Annotated in this window: 23 protein-coding genes, 1 other RNA gene and 2 other annotated features; of the genes, 22 read left to right on the top strand and 2 right to left on the bottom strand. The window is 37.9% G+C overall.

What is annotated here, in order from left to right:
- The first annotated feature begins 164 nt into the window (after positions 1-164).
- Positions 165-2360 (top strand): RelA/SpoT family protein, encoded by a 2196-nt coding sequence (locus tag RCG20_RS06305; protein ID WP_308183384.1) that lies wholly within the window; start codon positions 165-167, stop codon positions 2358-2360.
- An 11-nt stretch (positions 2361-2371) separates the two neighbouring features.
- Complete coding sequence (dtd, locus tag RCG20_RS06300) at positions 2372-2815, top strand: D-aminoacyl-tRNA deacylase (protein ID WP_308183383.1); 444 nt, start codon at positions 2372-2374, stop codon at positions 2813-2815.
- Between the two features lie 93 nt (positions 2816-2908).
- On the opposite strand, the gene RCG20_RS06295 is transcribed toward dtd, so the two are convergent.
- The gene (locus RCG20_RS06295; protein ID WP_308183382.1) at positions 2909-4666 is read right to left on the bottom strand and encodes an N-acetylmuramoyl-L-alanine amidase family protein; all 1758 of its coding nucleotides are present in this window, start codon (positions 4664-4666) and stop codon (positions 2909-2911) included.
- A gap of 332 nt (positions 4667-4998) precedes the next feature.
- Here RCG20_RS06295 and RCG20_RS06290 point away from each other — a divergent pair, with 332 nt between their 5' ends.
- From RCG20_RS06290 to RCG20_RS06260, 7 genes are all read left to right on the top strand, one after another.
- Positions 4999-5175 (top strand): hypothetical protein, encoded by a 177-nt coding sequence (locus tag RCG20_RS06290; protein WP_308183381.1) that lies wholly within the window; start codon positions 4999-5001, stop codon positions 5173-5175.
- Between the two features lie 60 nt (positions 5176-5235).
- Positions 5236-5476, top strand: a binding site (T-box leader).
- Positions 5477-5642: 166 nt separating this feature from the next.
- On the top strand, positions 5643-6914 hold the full coding sequence (gene hisS / locus RCG20_RS06285; protein WP_308183380.1) for a histidine--tRNA ligase: 1272 nt from the start codon (positions 5643-5645) through the stop codon (positions 6912-6914).
- 13 nt (positions 6915-6927) lie between these two features.
- The gene (aspS, locus tag RCG20_RS06280) at positions 6928-8703 is read left to right on the top strand and encodes an aspartate--tRNA ligase (RefSeq protein WP_308183379.1); all 1776 of its coding nucleotides are present in this window, start codon (positions 6928-6930) and stop codon (positions 8701-8703) included.
- A 54-nt stretch (positions 8704-8757) separates the two neighbouring features.
- Positions 8758-8953, top strand: a non-coding RNA gene (gene ssrS, locus RCG20_RS06275) — 6S RNA.
- A gap of 459 nt (positions 8954-9412) precedes the next feature.
- Positions 9413-10174 carry a tRNA threonylcarbamoyladenosine dehydratase gene (locus RCG20_RS06270; RefSeq protein ID WP_308183378.1) on the top strand — a complete coding sequence of 254 codons (762 nt, stop codon included), beginning with the start codon at positions 9413-9415 and terminating at the stop codon, positions 10172-10174.
- 193 nt (positions 10175-10367) lie between these two features.
- The gene (locus RCG20_RS06265) at positions 10368-11294 is read left to right on the top strand and encodes an ABC transporter ATP-binding protein (RefSeq protein WP_308183377.1); all 927 of its coding nucleotides are present in this window, start codon (positions 10368-10370) and stop codon (positions 11292-11294) included.
- A complete protein-coding gene (locus RCG20_RS06260; protein ID WP_308183376.1) occupies positions 11287-12234 on the top strand; it encodes an ABC transporter permease in 948 nt (315 codons plus the stop codon). Before RCG20_RS06265 ends, RCG20_RS06260 begins: the two co-directional genes overlap by 8 nt.
- 79 nt (positions 12235-12313) lie before the next feature.
- Here the strand turns inward: RCG20_RS06260 and RCG20_RS06255 are convergent, their stop codons facing one another.
- The gene (locus RCG20_RS06255; RefSeq protein WP_308184298.1) at positions 12314-13585 is read right to left on the bottom strand and encodes a replication-associated recombination protein A; all 1272 of its coding nucleotides are present in this window, start codon (positions 13583-13585) and stop codon (positions 12314-12316) included.
- Between the two features lie 230 nt (positions 13586-13815).
- Between RCG20_RS06255 and cymR the strand changes: the two genes are divergently transcribed.
- From cymR to RCG20_RS06190, 13 genes are all read left to right on the top strand, one after another.
- On the top strand, positions 13816-14235 hold the full coding sequence (gene cymR / locus RCG20_RS06250; protein WP_308183375.1) for a cysteine metabolism transcriptional regulator CymR: 420 nt from the start codon (positions 13816-13818) through the stop codon (positions 14233-14235).
- Between the two features lie 46 nt (positions 14236-14281).
- Positions 14282-15424 (top strand): cysteine desulfurase family protein, encoded by a 1143-nt coding sequence (locus RCG20_RS06245; RefSeq protein ID WP_308183374.1) that lies wholly within the window; start codon positions 14282-14284, stop codon positions 15422-15424.
- 38 nt (positions 15425-15462) lie between these two features.
- A complete protein-coding gene (mnmA, locus tag RCG20_RS06240; RefSeq protein WP_308183373.1) occupies positions 15463-16581 on the top strand; it encodes a tRNA 2-thiouridine(34) synthase MnmA in 1119 nt (372 codons plus the stop codon).
- Between the two features lie 200 nt (positions 16582-16781).
- The gene (locus RCG20_RS06235) at positions 16782-17435 is read left to right on the top strand and encodes a tetratricopeptide repeat protein (protein ID WP_308183372.1); all 654 of its coding nucleotides are present in this window, start codon (positions 16782-16784) and stop codon (positions 17433-17435) included.
- 34 nt (positions 17436-17469) lie between these two features.
- On the top strand, positions 17470-19887 hold the full coding sequence (locus RCG20_RS06230; RefSeq protein ID WP_308183371.1) for an SF1B family DNA helicase RecD2: 2418 nt from the start codon (positions 17470-17472) through the stop codon (positions 19885-19887).
- A 31-nt stretch (positions 19888-19918) separates the two neighbouring features.
- Positions 19919-20389 (top strand): PRC-barrel domain-containing protein, encoded by a 471-nt coding sequence (locus RCG20_RS06225; protein ID WP_308183370.1) that lies wholly within the window; start codon positions 19919-19921, stop codon positions 20387-20389.
- 18 nt (positions 20390-20407) lie between these two features.
- Positions 20408-20599, top strand: a complete 192-nt coding sequence (locus tag RCG20_RS06220) for a hypothetical protein (protein ID WP_308183369.1) — start codon at positions 20408-20410, stop codon at positions 20597-20599.
- 19 nt (positions 20600-20618) lie between these two features.
- A complete protein-coding gene (locus tag RCG20_RS06215) occupies positions 20619-20753 on the top strand; it encodes a YrzQ family protein (RefSeq protein ID WP_308183368.1) in 135 nt (44 codons plus the stop codon).
- A 112-nt stretch (positions 20754-20865) separates the two neighbouring features.
- Positions 20866-21936: an AI-2E family transporter gene (locus tag RCG20_RS06210; protein ID WP_308183367.1), complete on the top strand. Its 1071-nt coding sequence runs from the start codon at positions 20866-20868 to the stop codon at positions 21934-21936.
- 50 nt (positions 21937-21986) lie between these two features.
- Positions 21987-22216, top strand: a binding site (T-box leader).
- Positions 22217-22313: 97 nt separating this feature from the next.
- Positions 22314-24947, top strand: a complete 2634-nt coding sequence (gene alaS / locus RCG20_RS06205; RefSeq protein ID WP_308183366.1) for an alanine--tRNA ligase — start codon at positions 22314-22316, stop codon at positions 24945-24947.
- Positions 24948-25023: 76 nt separating this feature from the next.
- Positions 25024-25290 (top strand): IreB family regulatory phosphoprotein, encoded by a 267-nt coding sequence (locus RCG20_RS06200; protein WP_308183365.1) that lies wholly within the window; start codon positions 25024-25026, stop codon positions 25288-25290.
- A 2-nt stretch (positions 25291-25292) separates the two neighbouring features.
- Positions 25293-25709, top strand: coding sequence for a Holliday junction resolvase RuvX (ruvX, locus tag RCG20_RS06195; protein ID WP_308183364.1), 417 nt, complete (start codon positions 25293-25295; stop codon positions 25707-25709).
- A gap of 12 nt (positions 25710-25721) precedes the next feature.
- Entirely contained in the window at positions 25722-26015 is a 294-nt protein-coding gene (locus RCG20_RS06190) for a DUF1292 domain-containing protein (protein WP_308183363.1), read from the top strand.
- Positions 26016-26023 lie beyond the last annotated feature (8 nt).

The following is a 26023-nucleotide window of genomic DNA, read 5'->3' as shown; positions in this document are numbered from 1 at the left end:
CAAATATCCAGTAAAATTAGTATTCAATCCCTTTACATCTTGGCTTTTTTTTTCGATAATAGTAACAATCAATCATTCCAAATTTTAAATAAACGTGGATTTGAAGAACTGTTGATAGGAATAATATTATAATAAAATAAATGAAATGAAATAAAGGTGATTTTATGGCGAATGATCAGGTGTTAACCGCCGAACAAGTCATCGACAAAACCAAAGCTTATTTAAACGATGAGAATGTTGAAATTGTTAAAAGGGCTTACGAATTTGCCAAGCATGCTCATCGTGAACAATACAGGAAATCGGGTGAACCGTACATTATTCATCCCATCCAGGTTGCTGGAATCCTCGCTGATTTAGAGATGGATCCTGCTACGGTTGCTGCTGGTTTTCTTCACGACGTTGTTGAAGATACAAACGTTTCTTTAAAGGACTTAGAAACGATCTTTAACGATGAAGTGGCGATGCTTGTCGATGGTGTAACAAAGTTAGGTAAAATAAAATATAAATCCCATGAAGAGCAGCAAGCAGAGAATCATCGGAAGATGTTTGTGGCAATGGCCCAAGATATTCGGGTTATTCTCATTAAGCTAGCGGATCGCTTACACAATATGCGGACACTAAAACATCTTCCGAGTGAGAAACAGCGTCGAATTTCAAATGAAACACTAGAAATTTTCGCACCTCTTGCCCACCGAATAGGTATATCTAAAATCAAGTGGGAATTGGAAGATACAGCATTAAGATATTTAAATCCGCAACAATATTACCGGATTGTTAATTTAATGAAAAAGAAGCGGGCTGAGCGTGAACAATATTTAGATGATGTCATGGATGAGGTACGAGGTAGATTAAAAGAAGTTTCTATTAAGGCAGACCTGTCAGGAAGGCCTAAACATATTTATAGCATTTACCGGAAAATGGTTTTGCAAAATAAGCAGTTTAGTGAAATCTATGACTTGTTGGCAGTAAGGATTGTTGTGAATAACATAAAGGATTGCTATGCCGTTCTAGGTATTATCCATACTTGTTGGAAGCCAATGCCTGGGAGATTTAAGGACTATATCGCGATGCCTAAACCAAATATGTATCAATCATTGCACACAACTGTTATTGGGCCAAAGGGCGATCCATTAGAGGTTCAAATTCGTACGTTTGAGATGCATCGTATTGCAGAATTCGGGATTGCAGCCCACTGGGCCTATAAAGAAGGGAAAGCCATTAATGACATCTCTTCCTATGAACAAAAATTAACCTGGTTTAGGGAAATTCTTGAATTCCAGGATGATACTGCGAATGCCGAAGAGTTCATGGAGTCACTTAAGATTGATTTATTTTCAGATATGGTATTTGTTTTTACTCCAAAAGGTGACGTTATTGAATTACCGTCTGGTTCTGTGCCAATTGATTTTGCTTATCGAATTCATTCTGAAATTGGTAACAAGACAATAGGTGCAAAAGTGAATGGAAAAATGGTTACGCTTGATTATAAATTAAAAACTGGCGATATCGTTGAAATATTAAATTCTAAACATTCATATGGTCCAAGCCAGGACTGGTTGAAGCTTGCTCAAACTTCTCAGGCAAAAAATAAAATACGTGCTTTCTTTAAAAAGCAACGCCGCGATGAAAATGTCGACAAGGGTAAAGAACTTATTGAGAAAGAAATCCGCTCGATGGAGTTTGATATAAAAGAAATTTTTACTCTAGACAATCTAAAAAAGGTTGCGGAAAAATTTAATTTTTCAAATGAAGAAGATATGTATGCTGCGGTTGGTTACAACGGAATTACGGCTCTCCAAGTAGCAAACCGTTTGACAGAAAAGTTGCGTAAAAAACGGGATCAGGAACAATCAAACAATATTACAAACAAAATATCGGATTTAAAAGGATTTCCGTCCACTAAAAAGCGCGAGTCAGGCGTAAGGGTATCAGGTATTGATAATCTTTTAATTCGTCTATCGAAGTGTTGTAACCCTATCCCTGGTGATGAAATTGTTGGATTTATTACGAAAGGACGGGGAGTATCCGTTCATCGAGCAGATTGTCCAAATATTGATTCTAATGATGCTCAGGCAAGATTAATTCCAGTAGAATGGGAGTCTTCACTAAACGAATGTAAAGAATATAACGTTGATATTGAGATCAATGGCTATGATCGTAGCGGGCTACTCAATGCAGTTTTACAGGCTGTCAATGAGTCTAAGACAAACATTTCAGCGGTTTCAGGGAAATCAGATCGCAATAAAATGGCAACCATTATCATGTCAATCGCTATTCATAATGTAAGTCACTTGCGTAAAGTTGTTGATCGGATTAAACAAATACCGGATATTTATTCTGTTCGAAGAATTATGAGCTAAGGAGTTTACGCATGAGAATTGTTGTTCAACGTAGTAAAAAAGCAAGCGTAACGGTTGACGGGGAAGTTACAGGGCAAATTTCAAGTGGACTTGTCTTGTTAGTTGGCGTTACGCACCAGGATACTGTAGAGGATGCTAGTTATTTAGCGGATAAAATTGCTAACCTTCGAATATTTGAAGATGAAAATGAAAAAATGAATTTTTCATTAGTAGATGTCGGGGGTCAAATTCTTTCAATTTCGCAATTTACCTTATATGGAGATTGTCGAAAAGGAAGAAGACCCAATTTTATGGACGCTGCTAGACCTGAACAGGCTTCTCAAATTTACGAGAACTTCAACAGTATTCTCCGGGAAAAAGGAATACAAGTTGAAACCGGAGTATTTGGAGCGATGATGGATGTCGCGTTGATAAATGACGGTCCTGTCACCTTGATTTTAGAGAGTAAAAGTTAAAAAAGCTTGGCACATTTATAAAAAACTGTGCCAAGCTTTTTTTGCTAATCAGAATATATCCAATGAGAGTTAGGCTAAATGTTCGGTCGTTCTTTAATTATCCTTAAAGTAACGGGCAAGTCCATCGTAGATCCCTGTTGCGGCACCTTCCTGGAATAGTCCAGATGTTAGGGTTAGTTCTTCTTCAGGGTTACTTAAATAGCCTAATTCAAGCAATGTTGCTTTTTGGCTGTTTTCACGAATAACATGAAAATCACCGAATCGTACCCCTCGATCCTTTACTTTTGTCTGGTTAAGAGTTGAGGAGTAGATGTACTGGGCAAGTGGTTTTTGGGAGGAATAATAATAATACCCCGTCATTCCACGAACGCTTCGATTTGTATTGCTATCGTAATGCAAACTTATAAAGGCATCTGCTTGCTGAAATCTTGATGTGCTAACACGTGAAGGAAGAGAAATATAGGCATCAATACTTCTTGTTAAGATAACATTTACTCCAGATGCTTTTAATTTGTCATACAAAAGTTTCGCTGTCCTTAGTGTTAATTCCTTTTCAAGCGTCCCACTGACTCCGGTCGTTCCGTTATCAATACCGCCATGTCCAGGGTCAACCACAATTGTTTTATTTTTAAGATAGCTTTCGGCACCCGGTTTTTCAATTTGCGGTGAAGAGCCATTTATTGAAACAAGCCAACCAGCAATATAACCTGTTACTCCATTCTTCAGTTTTACTGCATACCATTGGTTGGTGATCTCAGCAACTTTAAATGTATCCCCTTCATTAACAATCTGTAATACATCGGATTGCACATTGGGACTTTTGCGGATATTTGACCCATTATGCAGGATTGTTACAGTGCTTTCCTTTCCTGTTTTTTGTGGAATAGAGGTGTTAGAAGGTGATGATTTATCAAGATACCACCCGGCAACCCAGCCATAGGTCCCTGATTTGTATTCAATTTTATCCCAATTATTAACTTCCTCCACAATGGTAAAATGCTGTCCTTTGTTCACCGTTCCAATAATTTTTGTGTTTAAAGAAGAACCACTGCGAATATGTATCCCGTTTGCAGTCACTGTACCTACCGTTCCGCTTTTTGGAGAAGATGGTGTGGGTGAAGGTCTATCTGTCTTAATGGTAATAAATTGCGAACTCACCCATGCTTTTTGATTTGAAAAACGGATTTCCAGCCAATTGTCCTTTTGGGAATAGATAGGTACTGTCATGCCTTTTGATAGCTTTCCAAGAACAGTACTTGATAGTGATGGATTACTTCGCACATTTAGCTTGTCACCCACAACCAAGCCAACTTGTAACTCTTTTTTATTGTCTATTGTGCTTGTTTGGGTTTGTACACTCTTCAGATCTAAATACTGACTTGCAACCCAGCCAGAGCCAAAGGAGGCTGTGATTTTAATCCAGTTTTCATTTTTATAAAGGACAGTAACCTTTTGACCTTTGTTTAAGTACCCTACAATCTGAAAGCTTGTCCCAGGCCCTGATCGAACCCTTAATTGATTCGTATTAGCTGTAGCAGATGGATCATCAGTATTAGATGTGCCAGACGTAAGTAATTGATTGCTTTTTGAGACGAGCCAATTGGCAACCCAACCTGTTTTCCCGTTGGAAAGTTGCAGTTTACTCCAGTCCCCTTTTTCATCTAATATTGAAAACTTGTCCCCTCTTTTAACATTTATAACTAGAGGATAGCTTAAACCAGGACCTTCACGAATATTAACTGCATCGCCGTTAATCGTAACTGAACCGATTGCTGCCTTTACTTTTGCATGAGGCAACAATCCAAAAATTAAAATGAAACATAAAGTTAACGTTCCTATCCTTTTGTTCATCTGCTCCTCCCTTTAGCCCTTTATATTAGTATCGGAATTTAAATGGTCTTTGTTAACTGTATAGCGGAAGTAGCTCGCTCCTTAGGATTCTTTGGGCTGCGCTAATCTTAGCTAAGCATAAGGGCAATTACACCTAATCATCGCCCTTAAGGGCTCGCCATTCCACGAGTTTTCTTAAATATTTTATCTTAATTGGAGATGAAAATCATTCCTTTCCTGTTAAAATGGTCCAATTATTTTTGTGATATTAATGAATTCGTGAAAATTTTTGTAAGTTTTGATGGGATCTTGGAAACAATAAACTCCATAGAATGCGATGGAGGGTGAAATGGATGAGGTCAAGTGATAAAGGAATGAATATCCAATCCGCGGACAGCCAAATTTTTGGAGTCGATTTTCACGATTTTATTCAAAAAGAGCAAAACTCAAATTCATATGAGCTAGCATCCGAATTTGGTTTATCGATGAGAGATGTAAGGAAATTAAAAAAACATATGGAGAGATCATAATATCTTGCTTGACATTTGGATAGATGCTCCTTATTATTAAATAATTAAACTGACATAATTTTAGAACCAATGATGGAGCAAGTAATTAAGTCACAAAACATGAAAAGAGAGGAAATGCCTTAGGCTGAAAGCATTTCTACATGAGTCTTAATGAAGGAACACTCCGAAGGTCTCTCTCTGAAAAGGCATAAGCTTGTATAGGAGATAGCGTATCAGGCGTTAACTGTTAAAGCGGATTGCATATTTATTATGCCTTCAACTAGGGTGGCACCACGGGAATTTTAAAACTCTCGTCCCTTGTACTATACAAGGGATGGGGGTTTTTTGTTTTTTTTAGCTAATCAGAATTTATATCCATAAATTCTGCTAGCGCATAAGGGCAACTACGCCTCTGTCATCGCCCTTTTGGGCTCGCCAATCGGCGAGTTTTCTTTACTAATTACATAATCTCTAAAGGAGGGCTAGCTATGTCTATTAACATTCCAAGAGGTACACAAGATATTTTGCCAGGGGAAGTTGAAAAATGGCAGCAAATTGAAAAAAAAGCAAGAGAGCTTTGTGAGAAATACCAATATAATGAAATTCGCACTCCGATCTTCGAACATACTGAACTTTTTTCAAGAGGAGTGGGAGATACAACTGACATCGTTCAAAAAGAAATGTATACCTTTACTGATAAAGGTGACCGTAGTTTAACATTAAGACCAGAAGGAACTGCCTCTACGGTAAGGGCATTTGTTGAGAAAAAGATGTTTGGCTATGCTAACCAGCCTGTAAAGCTTTATTATATGGGACCAATGTTTAGATATGAGCGGCCCCAGGCAGGCAGGTTCCGTCAATTTGTTCAATTTGGAATCGAGGCTCTCGGAAGCAACGATCCAGCAATTGATGCAGAGGTCATTTCGCTTGCAATGAACTTATATAAAGAAATGGGATTAAAAAAACTCAAACTCATTATTAACAGTCTAGGAGACAAGGACAGCCGAACTGCCCATCGCGAGGCGTTAGTAAATCATTTCAAGCCTCAAATTGGAGAGTTTTGTACCGATTGCCAAAATAGACTTGAGAAAAATCCTTTAAGAATACTTGATTGTAAGCAAGATCGTAATCATGAGTTAATGGAATCTGCTCCATCTATACTTGATTATTTAAATGATTATTCACAAACTTACTTTGAAAAATTACAGCAATATCTAACTCTCTTAAATATTCCATTTGTTATCGATCCTAATTTAGTCCGTGGTCTTGATTACTACAACCATACTGCATTTGAAATTATGAGTGATGCAGAAGGATTTGGGGCAATTACCACCTTATGTGGTGGTGGCCGTTACAACGGTTTAGCTGAAGAAATTGGCGGTCCAGAAACACCTGGAATTGGTTTTGCGTTAAGTATAGAACGATTTCTTGCTGCTCTTGAAGCGGAAGGAATTCAACTTGATACAACAGAAGGGATTGACTGTTACTTAGTTTCCTTGGGAGATGCGGCAAAGGACTATACTGTAGAACTTTTACAACAATTAAGAATGGCAGGTTACTCAGCTGAGAGGGATTATTTAGACCGAAAAGTTAAAGCCCAATTTAAAGCTGCTGACCGTTTGAAAGCAAAATTTGTAGCCGTGCTTGGTGAAGATGAACTTAAAAATAATAAAATAAATGTGAAAAATATGTCTACTGGTGAACAAATAGAAATAGATATCGATTCACTTCTACAATACTTTGAAGAGGTACAAAAATAGAGGGGGAAAAGGCATGTTTGGGAGAAGTTATTTTTGTGGTGAAGTTATAGAAACGGCAATTGGAGAAAAAGTTACACTTAAAGGATGGGTTCAAAAACGCCGTGATTTAGGTGGATTAATCTTTGTTGATTTACGTGATCGCACGGGGATTGTTCAAGTAGTATTTAACCCGGATACTTCGAAAGAAGCGCTTGTTATCGCTGAAAAAATTCGCAATGAATTTGTGCTTGATATTGTTGGTACTGTTGTTGCTCGTGTTGAGGGAACTGTAAATGAAAAGTTGAAGACTGGGAAAATTGAAGTGCTAGCCGAAAGTGTAACAATCATAAATGAAGCAAAAACGCCTCCTTTTTCGATCACAGATAATACTGATGCATCTGAAGATGTAAGACTTAAATATCGATATTTAGATTTTCGTCGCCCAGTCATTTTTGAAACATTAAAAATGCGCCATCAAGTAACGAAAGCTATCCGGGATTTTCTTGACTCGGAAGGATTTTTGGATATTGAAACTCCTATATTAACAAAAAGTACTCCAGAAGGGGCTCGCGATTATCTAGTTCCAAGTCGTGTACACCCAGGTGAGTTTTATGCACTTCCACAATCACCACAGCTGTTTAAACAATTGTTGATGGTAGGAGGAGTTGAACGGTATTACCAAATTGCGCGTTGTTTCCGTGATGAAGATTTACGTGCTGACCGCCAACCAGAATTTACGCAAGTGGATATTGAAACGAGCTTTTTAAGCCAAGAAGATATAATGGGCCTAATGGAAAAAATGATGGGTAAAGTAATGAAAGAGGTTAAGGGGAAAGATATTTCCGCTGCATTCCCACGTATGACATATGATGAAGCCATGAGTCGGTATGGATCTGATAAACCAGATACCCGTTTTGGGCTAGAACTTGTTGATCTATCAGAAGTCGTTAAGAACTCCGGCTTTAAAGTCTTTGCTACTGCCGCCACGAATGGTGGACAAGTTAAAGCTATAAATGTTAGCGGAGCCGCTGAAAAGTATTCACGTAAGGATATTGATGCATTGGGTGAATTTGTCGGTCGTTATGGTGCAAAGGGATTAGCATGGCTTAAAGTAGAGGCAGATGGCATTAAAGGCCCAATTGCAAAATTCTTTTCCCCAGATGAAGAACAGGCAATCAAGGCAACACTTAACGCGGATACTGGAGATTTGCTGCTGTTTGTTGCAGATAAAAAGAACGTTGTTGCCGATTCCTTAGGTGCATTACGCCAAAAACTTGCCAAGGAATTGAATCTAATTGATCCAAGTCTATTTAATTTCTTATGGGTAACGGATTGGCCATTACTTGAATATGCAGAAGAAGAAGGACGTTACTATGCAGCACACCATCCTTTTACAATGCCATTTAGGGAAGATTTAGAATTTCTTGATTCAGATCCTTCCAAAGTTCGAGCACAAGCATATGATATTGTTTTAAATGGCTACGAATTAGGTGGAGGTTCATTACGGATCTTTGAACGTTCCATTCAAGAAAAAATGTTCAGTATTCTTGGATTTTCTCCAGAGGAAGCACAAGCACAATTTGGTTTCTTGTTAAATGCGTTTGAATACGGCACACCACCACATGGTGGAATTGCTCTTGGTCTTGACCGTCTCGTTATGCTGCTTGCTGGAAGCACGAACCTAAGGGATACCATTGCATTTCCAAAAACAGCAAGTGCAAGCTGCTTATTAACAGAGGCACCTGGAGAGGTTTCCCAGGCGCAATTAGACGAACTAAATTTGGCTCTGACTAGTATGAAAAATAGGTAATATCAATTCTTGAAAAGCGCTTTCATTTATGATATGATGAAGGCAATCAAATAGAGAGTCCTGAAATGTACGTTGTAATACCTGATATTTTGACCGAACATTATTTTAATTTCTTCGGGAGCCCGGAGTTTTTCAATTGCGTAAATGCCTCTTTAAAGAGGACTTACAGAAAGTTGAAAATAGGACACCCACCTGCTGAATGCGGGATCAAAATGAAGGAATCAAAAACGACGGCATGATTGGGACTTTTTTCCTTTACTAATTCAATCTCCTGCAAATTTGCAGGAGATTTTTACTGTTCTCAATAATATTAATCCTATAGAGTTACTTGCTTTTATGAATAGGTATGATATATTTCTTATATAATGGCTGTTTTCGCATAGATTGTTCTTTTTCGTACCTAGTCTAAAAACCCGAAATAGCAATAGTATCGTGCTCTTTTCTTAAAAACTTCCTACGGTTTTTATCGGTAAACTGGAATCCCATTCTAATTTAGTTTCAACTAGCAACAAAGTTTAAGAAAAGAGCCTATATAATAGAGAAGTATACTGATTTGAAGCAAGATTTCAGTCAAGATCGGGAGTTTATTAGCTTTGGCTTGATGAAAAGCAACACACAGAGAATAATTTTTACAGGAATAAGCTTTACTTGTTCCTGAGGGGCCTGGCCTTTAACTAACATGAATAATACTTTATTGGAGTGAATTTATATGTTGCATCAATTTTCGCGGAATGAGTTAGCAATAGGAAAAGAAGGACTAGAAATCATGAAAAATAGCACAGTTGCTGTGCTCGGTATTGGTGGAGTTGGTTCTTTTGCTGCTGAGTCTCTAGCTCGTTCTGGTGTTGGGCGCTTAATTTTAATTGATAAAGATGATGTTGATATAACAAATGTGAATCGGCAGATAATTGCCCTTTTATCCACTGTTGGTCAACCAAAAGCTGATTTGATGAAGGAAAGAATTAAGGATATTAATCCTGACTGCGAGGTCATTGCATTAAAGATTTTTTATACTGAAGAGACATATGAGCAAATCTTTGGTTATAATATAGATTTTGTTGTAGATGCATCAGATACAATTATTTATAAAATTCATCTAATGAAAGAATGTCTAAAGCGAAATATCCCAATTATATCTAGTATGGGTGCTGCAAATAGAACGGATCCAACTCGTTTCAAAATTGCAGATATTTCGAAAACACATACAGATCCGATGGCTAAAGTAGTTCGAACAATGCTTCGTAAGGAAGGTATTCGAAAAGGAATTCCTGTAGTCTTTTCTGATGAAAGCCCGATTGTTATTCGAGAGGATGTCAGAAAAGTAGTTGGAAAAGAAAATGCTGAAATTAGAAAGGCAAAAATGCCTCCAGCATCAAATGCATTTACTCCGTCTGTCGCAGGAATTATCATGGCTTCGTATGTAGCGAATGAATTGCTTAAAGACATTAAAATTAAACGCGTAAATGACTAATTGCGTTAGGTTCTGTCTCGGATAAAAATAGGACCAGTTCATATATATTGATCTTTAAAATCCCCAAATAATTCATTTGGGGATTTTTTAATGCTAAAAATTAGGCAGATCAAAACCAAATAAGTTAAAATAGTCCAGATAGGGTTATTTTTACGTTATTTGGAATATTTGGTAGAAGAAATGAGGGGAAATAGTGGAATCCATTGTAGTACTAAAGGACGTCACAAAGGTAATTAAAGGAAGAACGATAATAGACAATATTAGTTTTCAAGTGAATAAAGGGGAGGTCTTTGGTTTTTTAGGGCCGAATGGTGCAGGTAAAACAACAACAATCCGGATGATGGTAGGATTAATGGAGATCACTTCAGGGGATATCAAAATTGGCAATGCCAGTATAAAGACACAGTTTGAAGAGGCGGTAAGCCGAGTAGGTGCCATTGTTGAAAATCCTGAAATGTACAAATTTATGAGTGGTCAAGACAATCTTATTCACTTTGCCAGAATGTCAAAGGGAATAACAAAGGAAAAAATTGCAGATGTCGTAAAGTTGGTCGGATTAACCGATCGAATCCATGATAAAGTCAAAACATATTCACTTGGAATGAGACAGAGATTAGGATTGGCACAATGTCTTTTACATGATCCTGAAGTGTTGATTCTAGATGAGCCGACAAATGGTTTAGATCCAGCTGGAATTAGAGAAATCCGTGATTATATTCGGCTACTAGCCAGAGAAAAAGGTATGGCAGTCATTGTTTCAAGTCATATGCTGTCAGAAATGGAAATGATGTGTGATCGGATTGGAATTATCCAAAATGGTTGCTTGATTGATGTGCAGCTTGTTGAAGAATTTGTTCAAGCAGATGAATTATTCTATGAGCTTGAGGTAGTTCCCAGCGAAAGGGCGATTTCACTCATTCAAACGAACTATCCAGCTGTTCAAGTGACCTCATCTCGAAATGGAATTTCCGCCGAACTAAAGAAAGAGGAAATCCCTGCGGTTGTAAAATTGTTTGTTGAAGCTGATATTCAAATATTTGCGATAAAAGAAATTGCAAAAACACTAGAGGATCGATTCCTTGAAGTCACAGCAGAAAAGGAGGGAGCGAACCGTGATTAACTTAATTAAAAATGAATGGATGAAAATATTTAAGAGGCCAGGCACACTTGTTATGATTGGGATACTTATTGTTGTTGCTTCAGTATTTGGCGCAATCTTAAAGTATCAGGAAGGTGAACAAGCTGCTACTGTTGATAAAAATTGGGAACAAGTCTTAAAGCAGGAAAATGATGCATTGAAGAAACAGGTAGTTAACTCTCAAATAAAATCGGAACAGAAGTACCTTAAGCGGGAAATTGCCATTAATGATTATCGTATTAAGCATCATATTCCTCCTGAAAAAACATATAACGTATGGAAATTTGTAACTGATGCTTCACAGCTTATTCAAATAGCTGGTCTATTTACGATCATTATTTCGGCAGGAATCGTTGCAAGTGAATTTAATTGGGGAACGGTTAAGCTTCTTTTAATAAGACCAATAAGCCGATTTAAAATTTTAATGTCAAAATATATTACAGTATTACTTTTTGCTCTTCTGATGCTGTCAATTTTATTTATCTTTTCAGTTGCAATAGGAGCAATTCTCTTTGGGATTGATCAAACACCTACATATTTAAATTATTATAATGGCAGGGTTACCGAACAAAACATGATCATTCACTTAATGATTTATTATGGCTTGAATTCAATTAATATGATGATGCTTGCGACAATGGCATTTATGATATCGTCCGTTTTCCGAAACAACTCCCTAGCTATTGGCTTATCATTGTTTTTAATGTTTACCGGCGGGCAAATAACGAGCTTGTTGTCCCTTAAATTTTCGTGGGCAAAGTATATATTATTTGCAAATACTGATTTAATGCAATACTTTGAGGGAACACCAATGGTGGAAGGAATGACCCTAGCTTTTTCAGTAATGATGTTACTTGTCTATTTTCTGATCTTTCAGCTATTAGCCTTCTCCGTTTTCAAAAAGAGAGACGTGGCTGCGTAAGTGCCGCGTTTTTCTTGGCTAATACTTTACATTTGAAAGCTCCTAAACAAGAACAAAAAATCCCCGGATTTTCCGAGGATTATTTGCTTTTATTCAGTTTTTCGTACACGGTAGAGAGGGCTTGTTCAAATTTTCCGGTTTTTTTAGGAAGATAGTACTTTTTGTTTTTTAGTTTGTTTGGTAGATATTGTTGTGGAACCCAGCCAGTTTCATAATTATGCGGGTAGAGGTAGCCGATTCCCCTGCCAAGCTCTTGTGCCCCTTTATAATGGGCATCTCTTAAATGATCGGGAACCTCACCTATTATCCCTTTGCGAATATCTGTTAGAGCTGATTCAATGGCCATGACAGCAGAATTTGATTTTGGAGAGAGACATAATTCGATTACGGCATTCGCAAGCGGAATTCTTGCTTCTGGAAAACCGAGTCGTTCAGCTGATTCGATGGCAGCTAGTGTTCTAGCACCAGCCTGAGGGCTAGCAAGTCCAATATCTTCATAGGAAATTACAAGCAAGCGGCGACTTATACTAACAAGATCTCCAGCTTCGATTAATCTCGCAAGATAATGAAGTGCTGCATTTACATCACTACCACGAATTGACTTTTGAAAAGCCGACATAACGTCATAATGACTATCCCCGTCTTTATCGTAAGAGAAACTTTTCTTCTGGAGACACTCTTCTGCAGTTTTTAAATTAATCTCTATCATACCGTTTTCGTCTTGATTAGATGAAAGAACTGCTAATTCCAGCGCATTTAAGGAACTTCTTACATCCCCATTTGTTCCTTCAGCAAAATGCTGTAAGGCATCTTCATTTATTTGGATATTCTGTTTACCAAAGCCCCGTTCTTTATCATTAAGAGCAAAAGCCAATGCACTTTTCACTTCTTCAGGGCTTAATGGCTTTAGCTCGAAAATTTGGCAGCGACTGCGAATAGCTGGATTGATTGCATGGTATGGGTTACTCGTTGTTGCCCCAATTAAAGTGATCATACCGCTCTCCAAATAAGGTAGAAGGAAATCCTGCTTTCCTTTATCCAAACGGTGGACTTCATCTAAAAGAAGAATGACACCACCTGACATTTTGGCTTCAGCGGCAACCACTTCCATATCTTTTTTATTATTTGTCACAGCATTAAGCATTCTAAATGCATAATGGGTGCTTCCTGCTATGGCACTCGCAATTGAAGTCTTGCCAATGCCAGGAGGTCCATAAAGAATCATCGATGTTAGCTTTCTGGCCTTAACCATTCTAGTGATAATTTTATCACTACCAACAAGATGTTGTTGTCCGACAACCTCATCAATGGTCCGAGGTCGCATGCGAAAAGCTAAAGGTTTTTGCGGCATCATTTTCATCTCTCCAATAATCTAACTAATAATCCTACAATAACATGTAATGGGTGAAAAGCATATGGATTCGAAATATGCTATAATTTCTATTACCTATCAAATTACAAGGGATTTTGGTAAAATTTTAGAATAGCAAATCTTGCGTAATACTATTTATTTAAAAATGAGTTATTAACGGTTATCAATTATCTAACAATTAGGAAAGAAAAGAATTGAGGTATAAATAAATGAAGATATCTACAAAAGGGCGCTATGGATTAACAATCATGATTGAACTTGCAAAAAGACATGGCGAGGGACCAATTTCACTTAAAACAATTGCACAGGCGAACGACCTGTCAGAACATTACTTGGAGCAGCTAATCGCTCCTTTACGGAATGCGGGCCTTGTGAAAAGTATTCGAGGCGCATATGGCGGTTATACACTTGCAGATGAACCATCGAAAATAACGTCAGGGGATGTTATACGGGTGCTAGAAGGACCAATTACACCTGTTGAAGGGATTGAAGAGGAAGAACCTGCTAAACGTGAACTTTGGATTCGAATCCGCGATGCGATTAAGGATGTACTCGACAATACGACATTAGAAGATTTAGCAAACCATAGCAATGATAGTGAATCAGACGCTTATATGTTTTATATATAGGAAAGTATTGTAAAATAAGATTTTTTATGGATAGAAGGTGCATTTAATGGAACGTATTTACCTTGACCATGCTGCAACAACGCCGATGCATCCAAAAGTTGCAGAAAAAATGCTTGAAGTGATGAAATCAAATTTTGGTAATCCGTCAAGCATCCATTCGTTTGGAAGGGATGCTCGCTATTTATTAGACCAATCTCGAGAAACTATAGCAAAGAGTATCGGTGCAAAGGAATCAGAAATTATTTTTACAAGTGGGGGAACAGAAGCAGATAATATGGCATTGTTTGGTGTTGCAGAAAGCTACCAACATCAAGGAAAACATATCATTACGACACAGGTTGAACATCATGCTGTCCTCCATGCCTGTCAAAAGCTTGAAAGAATGGGCTTTGAAGTAACCTATTTACCTGTAGATGAAACGGGAAGAATATCACTAGAAGATTTTAAGTCTGCTTTAAAAGATGATACAATTCTCGTTTCAATTATGTATGGTAATAATGAAGTAGGGACCTTACAGCCAATAAAGGATATTGGCCATTTGTTAAAGGAACATCAAGCTATATTACACACGGATGCTGTCCAAGCATATGGTATTGAAAATATTAATGTGAATGAAAGCTTCATTGATTTATTATCAGTATCAGCTCATAAAGTAAACGGACCAAAGGGAACAGGCTTCCTCTTTGCACGGGAAAATGTTAAGTTAGTTCCTCGTTCATTTGGAGGAGATCAGGAACGGAAAAGACGAGCAGGAACTGAAGATATTGCGTCGATTATAGGGCTAAGTGAAGCTGTTTTGATTGCTCAAGAGGAGCGTTCGACGAAAAGAGAAAAGTTTAAAGAATTTAAGGACTTGTTAATCAATGAACTTCAAACACAAAAAATTAAATTTAACGTAAACGGATCACTTGAAAATTCTATGCCGCATGTATTAAACTTAAGTTTTCCTGACACAAATGTGGAGTCTATGCTTGTGAACCTTGATTTAGCTGGAATTGCTGTATCTAGCGGCTCTGCTTGTACTGCAGGTTCGATTAAACCCTCCCATGTCCTTGTTGCAATGTTTGGAAATGAATCAGAGCGGCTTATCAATTCGATTCGTTTTAGTTTTGGCTTAAACACTACAAAAGAGCAAATTCTAAGAGTTGCTCATGAACTAGTGCGAATTGTTACACGCTTGAAAAAATAGATTATAGTGTATTTTTTAACAGAAGTAGGTGAAGAGAGATGGAAAGAAAAGATCCGAAAAATACAAGAGTTGTTGTTGGAATGTCTGGTGGAGTCGATTCCTCGGTTGCAGCACTTCTTTTAAAACAGCAAGGTTACGATGTGATTGGAATTTTCATGAAAAACTGGGATGATACGAATGAATTTGGCGTTTGTACTGCAACGGAAGATTATAACGATGTCATTCGTGTTTGCAATCAAATCGGAATTCCTTACTATGCCGTTAATTTTGAAAAACAATATTGGGACAAGGTGTTTACTTATTTCCTTGATGAGTATAAGGCTGGACGAACCCCAAATCCGGATGTAATGTGTAATAAAGAAATCAAATTTAAAGCATTTTTAGAGCATGCCATAAATTTAGGTGCCGATTATCTTGCAACAGGTCATTATGCGCAGGTTGTGTTTAGGGACGAGGAATACAAAATGCTCCGCGGTCTCGATGAAAACAAAGACCAAACCTATTTTTTGAATCAATTATCACAGGATCAATTAAGTAAAGTTCTTTTCCCAATCGGGGAACTTGAAAAAGCAAAAGTACGGGAAATTGCGAAAGAAGCGAACCTCGCAACAGCTACTAAAAAGGATAGTACCGGAATTTGCTTTATCGGGGAGCGTAATTTTAAAGGCTTCTTGAGTCAATATCTCCCTGCCCAACCCGGAACGATGGAAACATTTGATGGAGAAGTTAAGGGGAGTCATGATGGTTTAATGTACTATACGATTGGTCAAAGACATGGCCTTGGAATTGGTGGTGCAGGTGAACCATGGTTTTCGATAGGGAAGGATTTAAAGAAAAATATTCTCTATGTGGGTCAAGGATTTCACAATGAAATGCTCTATTCTGATTCTATTATTGCTGATAGCATTAGTTGGGTTTCAAATTTGGAAAAGCCTGAGGAATTTGAGTGTACGGCTAAATTCCGTTACCGTCAGGAGGATCATAGAGTGACCGTCCGCCTTTTAGAAGGCAATAAGACAGAAGTTCTGTTCCATGAACAAATTAGAGCTGTTACCCCTGGACAAGCTGTTGTCTTCTACGATGGAGATGAATGCCTTGGTGGTGGAACGATTGATAAAGTCTTTAAAAATGGTGAACGACTAACGTATGTTGGATAAGAACACACCCCGGTTTCTCCAAAAGGAGTACGGGGTTTTTATTTGTGATGCAATTATATTTAACACAACTCACTTTTTTAGTTTTGGGACTCTTGTTGAATTTATAATTCAATTTCTAGTAGTAGCAGTTTTTCATATTCATTTTTAATGTCAAAAAGGAAATATGGTATACTTCAATTGATGAACGGAGTGGATAGTAAATGGATAAAAACCAATTAGGTGTTCAATTTATGCAGGATGGAAACTGGTCCGATGCTGCAAAGGCCTTTAATGAAGCGATTGCGGAAAATCCAAAGGATGCGGTTGGATATATCAATTTTGGAAATGTCCTTTCTGCAGTTGGTCAGGAAGAAAAGGCAATCAAATTTTACGAAAAAGCAATCATGATAGATGAAAATGCAGCAGCTGCCTATTACAGCCTAGGCAATATATACTTCAGTAATGAACAATTTGATCGTTCAAAAGATATGTTTGAATTGGCAATGAGAAAAGGGCTTGAAACAAGTGACAATTACTTTATGCTCGGGTTAACACTAGTGCAACTTGAAAAAGGAAGGCTCGCTCTCCCTTATTTACAAAGAAGTGTTGAGCTTAACGATCAAGATGCAGAAGCCCATTTCCAATATGGATTATGTCTTGCTCAACAAGAATTAATTGATGAAGCGATTATTCAATTCATGGATTGTCTAAAAATAGATCAGGCACATTCTGATGCTTACTATAATTTAGGGGTTGCATATGGATTTAAAGAAGATTCTATAAAGGCTTTAGAGATGTTTAATCATGCACTTGAAATTCAACCAGATCATATTTTGGCTGGGTATGGAAAAAAGATAATGGAAAAAGGTATTTAATTGGTAAATATTCTGTGGAAGGGAGGGAACGATCATGAACCAACAGGACTCAATGGATTTATTTGCTGAGCAAGGGAAATTTGTAAAAGGAAAACATCTTGTTACAATTTTTCATAATAACGAAAACTTTTATTCGGTATTAAGAATTCGTGTAGAAGAAACAAATGATAAATATGAGGATAAAGAAGCTGTTATAACTGGTTATTTTCCAAAAATTCATGAGCAAGAAACGTACGTCTTTTTCGGTGAATTTAAAGATCATCCGAAGTTTGGAATGCAATTTCAAGCTAATCATTTTCGCAAAGATATTCCGCAAACTAAGCAAGGAGTTGCGGCATACTTATCAAGTGAAATGTTTAAAGGAATTGGGAAAAAAACAGCGGAAAAAATTGTTGAGACTCTTGGCGAAAATGCCATATCGAAAATTCTTAATCAACCTTCCCTACTTGATTCTGTTCCCAAGCTTCCTCCAGAAAAAGCAAAAATGCTCTATGATACATTAATGGAGCATCAAGGGCTTGAACAAGTGATGGTTGCATTAAACCAATATGGCTTTGGACCACAACTTTCAATGCGAATTTATCAAGCTTATAAAGAAGAAACACTAGACATCATTCAGAAAAACCCTTATCAACTAGTGGAAGATATTGAAGGGATCGGATTTGGACGGGCAGACGAACTTGGTTTTCAGCTTGGGATTTCTGGAAGCCATTCTGACCGAATTAAAGCAGCATGTCTGTATACACTTGAAAGTGAAAGTATGCAAAGTGGACATGTTTACTTGGACACAAAAGATTTATTGGAAAAAGTTCAACAGTTACTTGAAGAAAATAAGCGAGACAAAATCGAATTTCTTGATATTTCAAATGAGATCATCAAGGTTGGTGAAGAAGGCAAGCTTGTAGTCGAAGAACAGCGTATTTATTTGCCATCCTTGTATTATGCTGAAAAAGGCCTTGTGACAAACATTGATCGGATCTTAGAGAAAACTGAATATGTGGAACAATTCCCAGAGTCCGAGTTTTTACTCGCCTTAGGGAATTTAGAAGAACGATTAGGTGTTCAGTACGCCCCGACGCAAAAAGATGCCATTCAAACAGCATTAATGTCGCCAATGCTCATTTTAACAGGTGGTCCAGGAACTGGGAAAACAACGGTCATAAAAGGTATTGTAGAACTATACGCAGAATTGCATGGCTGTTCGTTAGAACCAAAGGAGTACCATAAAAAAAACGAGGCATTTCCAATATTACTTTGTGCACCAACGGGTAGAGCGGCGAAGCGGATGAGTGAATCGACAGGACTCCCTGCTGTTACGATTCACCGGTTACTTGGATTTAACGGATCTGCTGGCTTTGACAATGATGATGCAAACACGCTTGAAGGAAAAATAATTATTGTAGATGAAAGCTCCATGGTCGATATTTGGCTTGCCAATCAGTTATTCAAGGCCCTACCTGAAAATATTCAAGTTATCCTTGTTGGTGATGAAGACCAATTGCCTTCAGTCGGCCCTGGGCAAGTTTTGAAAGATTTATTAAAATCAGACCGGATTCCGACGGTAAGGCTTACGGATATTTATCGGCAGGCGGAAGGCTCCTCCATTATCAAGCTTGCCCATGAAATTAAAAGGGGAACTTTGCCAGCAGATATCTCTGTCCAACAGACCGACCGTTCGTTTATAAAGTGCTCCTCAGCACAGCTTGCCCAGGTTGTTGAAAAGGTAGCTCTTAATGCCAAGAATAAAGGGTATTCAGCTAAGAATATCCAAGTGTTAGCCCCGATGTACAAGGGTCCTGCAGGGATTGATCGCTTAAATGTTTTACTGCAGGAAATTTTTAACCCAAATCCTGATGGAACAAGAAAAGAGATATCTTTTGGAGATGTAAAATACCGGATAGGGGATAAGGTACTACAACTGGTTAATCAACCGGAGAGTAATGTCTTTAATGGTGATATCGGTGAAATTGTTTCCATTTTTTATAGTCGGGAAAATATAGAAAAACAGGATATGGTTATCATATCGTTTGAAGGTACAGAAGTTACGTACACACGTCAAGACTTAAATCAAATTACGCATGCCTATTGTTGTTCAGTACATAAATCGCAAGGAAGCGAATTTCCGATCGTCATTCTACCTGTGTCGCGAAGCTACTATCGTATGTTAAGAAGAAATTTAATTTATACAGCGATAACAAGAAGTAAACAATTTCTTATTTTATGTGGGGAAGAGGAAGCACTTCGTATTGGAGTAGAAAGAGCAGATGAGGAAAAAAGACAGACAACTTTATGTGAAAAGCTTCAAAATGCGATCACTGTCAAACCGTTAAGTGAGAAAGATGAAAATGAAAATTGCAAAGCAGATATTTCCTATGAAGACGAAATTATGAGGACTGACCCACTTATAGGAATGGAAAACGTTTCCCCTTATGATTTTATGACAAATAGCTGAGACTATAAATGTTCGGAGAGGTGGGGTCACTTTGCGGACATTTTCATTATTAAAAGGGCAGCCGGTCTATGATCAAAATGATGGGTCAAAGATTGGTGAAATTTGTGATTTGTGTTTAACAAACAATGGAATGGTAAAGGGTTTATTAGTCAAAAAGGGCGTTCTCTTTAAGCAAACATTTTTTCTTGCGATAGATAAGGTTGCCTCTTTCGGCTGGGATGGGATAATGATTAACGGGTTAAATCAGATGGAAAAAATAAAAACAGATCCGGAATACACATTTGCACATCAACATTCCATCAATGGAAAAATGTTGATATCAACAAGTGGAGAGTCACTTGGATTGTTGCAAGATGTATATTTCTTAGAGGAAAAGGGCACAATCGTAGGATACGAAATTACGGATGGCTTCTTTACGGATATTTCGGAAGGAAAGCAGGTTATTAATCCTGAAATTCCTCCAACGATTGGAGAAGATGCCATTATTGTAGACGTAAAATAATACGTGAGGTGTCTTACCATGTTAAAGTGTCCAAATTGTGCAAGCAAAGATATTGGGAAAATAGGCATTAACCAATACTATTGCTGGAACTGTTTTATTGAACTATCTGTAACAAAGGGCCTTATTTATACCCATCAGGTAGAAGAAGATGGCACGCTAAGTTCGTTAGATGATCTATTTGAAGAGGAAGAGCGTCGTTACACTCTTTAACAAAAAAGAGGTGAAACGCATGAATAAAATGGTGACTTCTGTGCTTGCATTTGGTGCTGGTATGGCTGCATACAATCTGGCTCAAAGAAATGATATAATGTCGAATCGCCAAATGAAACGGTGGCAAAAGAAAATTAAGCGTTCACTAACATAATCGAAAATCCCCCTCAGCTTGAGGGGGATTTTATAAATCTGGTCTCACTGTGGGGCAACTTTCTGAATAATTCCAACGATTTCCTCTAAAAATAGGTACTGAGGTGGCATTAATGGATATTCGAATGAAATGGTATTATCGCATTGGATTTCTTCTCCTTTTATTAGTCGCCATTTATGTACTGTTAAAAATTAGATTTGTTTGGATACCAATCATTAAAGTAGTTGGAATTATCCTCATCCCTTTTATAATTGGTGGTTTCATCACTTATTTATTGCATCCAATTGTTGAAAAGCTCCATGAAAAAGGGCTTCATAGGGGATTTGCTATATTTTTAATTTATGTTCTTTTTTTTGGTGGGATTGGAATTTCGTTGTATAAAGGAATTCCAGCTTTTATTGCACAGTTAAAGGATTTGTCTGAAAATGCTCCAATATTTGCTCAAGAATACCGTAGCTGGATTGGAAAAATTCAAACACATACAGCAGAATGGCCCGATGGTCTTCAAGGGAAAATGAATGATGGCATCGATGCGTTTGAAAGAAAATTAGATACCCTTTTAACCGTCTTAATTGGCTTTTTGCTTAGGTTTTTAAATTCTGCTTTAGTTATTATGCTTATTCCATTCATTGCCTTTTATATGTTAAAGGATTTTCAACTCATTAAAAGGGCAGTTTGGTATTTAACACCGAAAAGCTGGCGCAAAAAGGGAATTCAATTTATAAGAGATGTGGATGAGTCCTTGGGAAGTTATATAAGGGGGCAGCTTTTGGTCTGTATCATTATCGGTGGAATTGCAGCCTCCCTTTTTTGGATTTTTCATTTAAAATATCCACTCCTTTTGGGGATCATCATCGGAGTGACAAATGTAATTCCCTATTTTGGTCCAATTATTGGTGCTGTTCCAGCAGTTATCATAGCTGCAACGATGTCGGTAAAATTAGTTATCGTCACAACTGTGATTATTTTTATTCTTCAGTTCCTTGAAGGGAATATCCTTTCACCCTATATTGTTGGAAAAAGTCTTCATATGCACCCGCTAATGATTATGCTAGCACTTACAGCTGGTGGAGAAGTAGGAGGAATCATGGGGCTCATTCTTGCAGTTCCAGTGTTGGTCGTGCTTAGGGTGGCTATTGTCCATGGGAAAGACCATTTTATCCATGGAAAACCAAAAGCATAATTTGACAAATTTTATTCGTCTGGCTATAATTCGGCTATAGATATTGAAAAGTCAAAATGGTGAAGGATTAAGTATGTTATAGTCCATCTACAGTGCCGCTGCACGTAAGAGAGGAGCTCCCTTGGCTGAAAGGAGCTTTAGATGAAGGATAACAGAAAGCTAATCTGGAGTGCAGCTAATCACTGCCGTCTTAGCCACGTTACGGCATTTTGAGAGATGGATACAGATATTTTGTATCCATAATCAGGGTGGTACCGCGAGTAAGCTCCTCGTCCCTGTTAGGGATAGGGGCTTTTTTGTGTTCATTTTTAAAAAAGTGGCTTTGTTAATTTATAGAGTAGTTAACATTGCCCGAAAAATAGAGGAGGTAAAACGATATGAAAAATTTATCTGGATCAGAAATACGCAAAATGTTTTTAGACTTTTTCAAGGAAAAAGGACATACCGTTGAACCAAGTGCACCACTTGTACCACATGATGACCCGTCATTACTATGGATCAACAGTGGTGTAGCAACATTAAAGAAATACTTTGATGGTCGTGTAATTCCCGCTAACCCAAGAATTACAAATGCCCAAAAGTCGATTCGTACAAATGATATCGAAAATGTGGGAAAAACAGCTCGCCATCATACCTTTTTTGAAATGCTCGGCAACTTTTCTATTGGTGAGTACTTTAAAGTAGAAGCTATCGAGTGGGCATGGGAATTTTTAACGGATAAAAAATGGATTGGTTTTGATAAGGAGCTACTTTCTGTAACCATCCACCCAGAGGATCATGAAGCATTTGAAATATGGAATAAAAAAGTAGGAATTCCTGAAGAGAGAATCATTCGTTTGGAAGGGAATTTCTGGGATATTGGTGAGGGGCCAAGTGGACCTAATACCGAAATTTTTTATGATCGTGGCCCGGAATACGGGAATGACTTAACAGATCCAGAATTATATCCTGGCGGTGAAAATGACCGTTATTTGGAAGTATGGAATCTTGTTTTTTCCCAATTCAATCATAATCCAGACGGAACGTATACTCCGCTACCAAAGAAAAATATTGATACCGGAATGGGATTGGAGCGAATGGCTTCTGTTGTTCAAAATGTCCCAACAAACTTTGAAACAGATTTATTTATGCCTATTATCCGCGTAACTGAAGAAATTTCCAGTGTGAAATATGGAGTTGACAAAGAAAAAGATGTTGCATTTAAAGTAATTGCTGACCACATTCGTACGGTGGCATTTGCTGTAGCAGATGGTGCACTACCTTCAAATGAAGGACGTGGATACGTGTTACGTCGGTTACTTCGCCGTGCAGTTAGATATGCAAAACAAATTAATATCAATCGACCTTTTATGTATGAACTAGTTTCGGTTGTGGGTGAAATTATGGCTGATTTCTATCCAGAAGTAAAAGAAAAAACAGATTTTGTTCAAAAAGTGATAAAGAGCGAAGAAGAGCGTTTCCATGAAACGTTACATGAAGGTTTAGCTATCTTAGAAAGCGTTATTAAGAAAGAAAAAGAAAAAGGCAATAACACGATTGCTGGTGCTGATGTATTCCGTCTTTACGACACTTATGGCTTCCCTGTTGAGTTAACAGAGGAATATGGTGAAGAAGAAGGTATGAAGGTAGACCATGTTGGTTTTGAATCTGAGATGGAGCTTCAGCGTGAGCGTGCCCGTTCTGCTCGGCAGGATGTCGATTCCATGCAGGTTCAAGGTGGAGTGCTAGGTGATATCAAGGTAGAAAGTAAATTTATTGGTTATGACCAGCTTGTAACAAGTTCAACTGTTTTAGCTATCGTCCAAAATGGTGAACCTATAGAGGAAGCTAAAAGCGGGGAAGAAGTTCAGCTGATACTTGATGTCACTCCTTTCTACGCTGAAAGTGGTGGCCAGATTGCTGACCGCGGAACACTTGAAGGCCCAGGGGTAAAGGTTATTGTTAAAGATGTCCAAAAAGCTCCTAATGGTCAAAATCTGCATAAGGTCATGGTTGAATCAGGTACTTTAAAAACAAACCAACAAGTTGTTGCAACCATTAACGAAACCAATCGTGGAAAGATTATTAAGAACCATACTGCTACACACTTATTGCATCAGGCTTTAAAGGATGTGCTTGGAACACATGTCAACCAGGCAGGGTCATTAGTTGAACCTGATCGATTCCGCTTTGACTTTTCGCACTTTGGCCAAGTGAAGCCAGAAGAACTTGAACAAGTTGAAAGAATTGTAAATGAAAAAATCTGGCGGAATATCCAAGTGCAAATCGATTTAAAACCGATTGCAGAAGCGAAAGAAATGGGAGCAATGGCGCTATTTGGAGAGAAGTATGGGAAGATTGTCCGGGTTGTTCAGGTAGGCGATTACAGTCTTGAACTTTGTGGTGGATGCCATGTTCCAAATACATCGGTTATTGGTTTATTTAAAATTGTTTCAGAAAGTGGAATTGGAGCGGGTATAAGAAGAATTGAGGGTGTAACTGGTGAATCAGCCTACCATTTATTAAATGAGCAGGTTGGGCTTTTAAAGGAAGCAGCTGAAAAACTCAAAACAAATCCAAGAGAGATTGTTAGTCGCATTGAAGGAATGCTTCAAGAAACAAGGCACTTGCAGCGTGAAAATGAATCGCTGACTGCAAAGCTTGGTAATATTGAGGCTGGCAATCTTATCGCTAATGCAAAAGAAATCAATGGAGTTACTGTTCTGACTGCAAAGGTTAATGATGTAGATATGAATAACCTAAGAAATATGGCAGATGATATTAAGCAGAAACTTGGATCAGCCATAATCGTTTTGGGAAGTTCTGACTCGGAGAAAGTCAATTTAATTGCAGTTGTAACAAAAGATCTAATTGAAAAGGGATATCATGCAGGTAAATTAGTAAAAGAAGTTGCTGCGAAATGCGGCGGCAGTGGTGGAGGCAGGCCAGATATGGCACAAGCCGGGGGAAAAGATCCACAAAATCTCGACAATGCACTACAATTTGTCGATGAATGGGTAAAAACGATTTGATAATAGGATAAAGTAGTGTAATATGAAGGTAATGTTTACAATATACTCCTCTATCTAAAATTGCGAGGTGCATAAAATGAGCTCATTTGACAAAACGATGCGATTTAATTTTCCTGAAGAGCCTTTTGAACATAATGTGAATGACGTTCTTTTAAAAGTGTATAATGCCTTGCAGGAAAAAGGATATAATCCGATCAATCAAATTGTAGGCTACCTTTTATCTGGTGATCCAGCTTACATTCCACGTCATCAAGATGCCCGTAACATTATTAGAAAGCTCGAACGCGATGAAATTATCGAGGAGCTCGTAAAATCCTATCTAAAACAGCAACGAGAGGGCTAATCATGCGTATATTGGGACTAGATGTCGGCTCGAAGACAGTCGGTATCGCACTCAGCGATGAATTAGGGTGGACAGCACAGGGGCTGAAAACTTTAAAAATCAATGAGGAGAAATCGGAGTTTGGTTTCGAGGAAATTGGTGAAATAATAAAAGAGTATCAAGTAAGTCAAGTAGTCATTGGCTTTCCAAAAAACATGAATGGAACAATTGGTCCACGTGGAGAGGCAAGCAAGCAGTTCGCAAATGAGATTGAACAGAGATTCTCTTTGCCAACCGTATTGTGGGACGAGCGCCTAACAACAATGGCTGCGGAGAGGGTTTTATTAGAAGCAGATGTAAGCAGGAAGAAAAGAAAAAAAGTTATTGATAAACTAGCGGCAGTACTGATTTTACAAGGCTTTCTTGATAGTAAAAATTAATGAGGTGAAGATATGGAACACGGAGAAAATAATATAACAGTTGTAGATGAAGACGGTAATGAACAATTATGTGAAGTGCTTTTCACATTTGACTCAGAAGATTTCGGTAAATCATATGTACTCTATTATCCTGTTGGAGCAGAAGAAGACGATGCAGATGATATTGAAATTCATGCTTCAGCTTTCATGCCTACTGAAGACGGTGAAGATGGCGAATTAATGCCAATCGAAACCGATGAGGAATGGGATATGATTGAAGAAATGTTAAATACCTTCCTTGAAGAAAAAGATGACGAGGAAGAATAATTAGTAAA

Source organism: Neobacillus sp. PS3-40, from assembly GCF_030915485.1.
Classification (GTDB): Bacteria; Bacillota; Bacilli; order Bacillales; family Cytobacillaceae; genus JAUZPL01.
The sequence above is the reverse complement of the archived record's forward strand: the minus strand, read 5'-3'. Positions and strand labels throughout refer to the sequence as shown.

Excerpts from the sequence above, each read along its gene's own strand:
- RCG20_RS06210 (WP_308183367.1), top strand. The coding sequence starts at position 20,866 with ATGGATATTCGAATGAAATGGTATTATCGCATTGGATTTCTTCTCCTT.
- cymR (WP_308183375.1), top strand. The coding sequence starts at position 13,816 with ATGAAGATATCTACAAAAGGGCGCTATGGATTAACAATCATGATTGAA.
- RCG20_RS06190 (WP_308183363.1), top strand. The coding sequence starts at position 25,722 with ATGGAACACGGAGAAAATAATATAACAGTTGTAGATGAAGACGGTAAT.
- RCG20_RS06305 (WP_308183384.1), top strand. The coding sequence starts at position 165 with ATGGCGAATGATCAGGTGTTAACCGCCGAACAAGTCATCGACAAAACC.
- aspS (WP_308183379.1), top strand. The coding sequence starts at position 6,928 with ATGTTTGGGAGAAGTTATTTTTGTGGTGAAGTTATAGAAACGGCAATT.
- dtd (WP_308183383.1), top strand. The coding sequence starts at position 2,372 with ATGAGAATTGTTGTTCAACGTAGTAAAAAAGCAAGCGTAACGGTTGAC.
- RCG20_RS06295 (WP_308183382.1), bottom strand. The coding sequence starts at position 4,666 with ATGAACAAAAGGATAGGAACGTTAACTTTATGTTTCATTTTAATTTTT.
- RCG20_RS06270 (WP_308183378.1), top strand. The coding sequence starts at position 9,413 with ATGTTGCATCAATTTTCGCGGAATGAGTTAGCAATAGGAAAAGAAGGA.
- hisS (WP_308183380.1), top strand. The coding sequence starts at position 5,643 with ATGTCTATTAACATTCCAAGAGGTACACAAGATATTTTGCCAGGGGAA.
- RCG20_RS06255 (WP_308184298.1), bottom strand. The coding sequence starts at position 13,585 with ATGCCGCAAAAACCTTTAGCTTTTCGCATGCGACCTCGGACCATTGAT.
- RCG20_RS06235 (WP_308183372.1), top strand. The coding sequence starts at position 16,782 with ATGGATAAAAACCAATTAGGTGTTCAATTTATGCAGGATGGAAACTGG.
- alaS (WP_308183366.1), top strand. The coding sequence starts at position 22,314 with ATGAAAAATTTATCTGGATCAGAAATACGCAAAATGTTTTTAGACTTT.
- RCG20_RS06245 (WP_308183374.1), top strand. The coding sequence starts at position 14,282 with ATGGAACGTATTTACCTTGACCATGCTGCAACAACGCCGATGCATCCA.
- RCG20_RS06230 (WP_308183371.1), top strand. The coding sequence starts at position 17,470 with ATGAACCAACAGGACTCAATGGATTTATTTGCTGAGCAAGGGAAATTT.
- RCG20_RS06215 (WP_308183368.1), top strand. The coding sequence starts at position 20,619 with ATGAATAAAATGGTGACTTCTGTGCTTGCATTTGGTGCTGGTATGGCT.
- RCG20_RS06220 (WP_308183369.1), top strand. The coding sequence starts at position 20,408 with ATGTTAAAGTGTCCAAATTGTGCAAGCAAAGATATTGGGAAAATAGGC.
- ruvX (WP_308183364.1), top strand. The coding sequence starts at position 25,293 with ATGCGTATATTGGGACTAGATGTCGGCTCGAAGACAGTCGGTATCGCA.
- mnmA (WP_308183373.1), top strand. The coding sequence starts at position 15,463 with ATGGAAAGAAAAGATCCGAAAAATACAAGAGTTGTTGTTGGAATGTCT.
- RCG20_RS06290 (WP_308183381.1), top strand. The coding sequence starts at position 4,999 with ATGAGGTCAAGTGATAAAGGAATGAATATCCAATCCGCGGACAGCCAA.
- RCG20_RS06200 (WP_308183365.1), top strand. The coding sequence starts at position 25,024 with ATGAGCTCATTTGACAAAACGATGCGATTTAATTTTCCTGAAGAGCCT.